The 345-nt window shown below is 71.9% G+C and carries 1 protein-coding gene; it reads left to right on the forward strand.

What is annotated here, in order from left to right:
* On the forward strand, nt 1–313 hold a 313-nt coding region (locus CCN33_RS29795), incomplete at its 5' end, for an RluA family pseudouridine synthase (RefSeq protein ID WP_244173986.1).
* Nucleotides 314–345 lie beyond the last annotated feature (32 nt).

Consider the following 345-nt stretch of genomic DNA (forward strand, 5'->3'; position numbering starts at 1 on the left):
GCCCTCGGTGACGCACTACGACCTCATCGAGGCGTTCCGCTCCGCCTCCCTGCTTGACGTGAAGCTGGAGACCGGCCGCACCCACCAGATCCGCGTCCACATGGCCGCCCACCGCCACCCCTGCGTCGGCGACCTGACCTACGGCGCCGACCCCACGCTCGCCAAGCGCCTCAAGCTGGAGCGCCAGTGGCTGCACGCGGTCCGGCTCGGCTTCGAGCACCCGGCAGACGGCCAGTGGGCCGAGTTCGAGAGCGACTACCCCGAGGACCTCAGCCGCGCCCTCGACCGGGTGCGCGAGGAGACGTACGCGTGAGCACGCCGTACACCGTCCGGGTCGCCGAGGAC

Source organism: Streptomyces recifensis, assembly GCF_002154615.1.
Classification (GTDB): Bacteria; Actinomycetota; Actinomycetes; order Streptomycetales; family Streptomycetaceae; genus Streptomyces; species Streptomyces griseoluteus.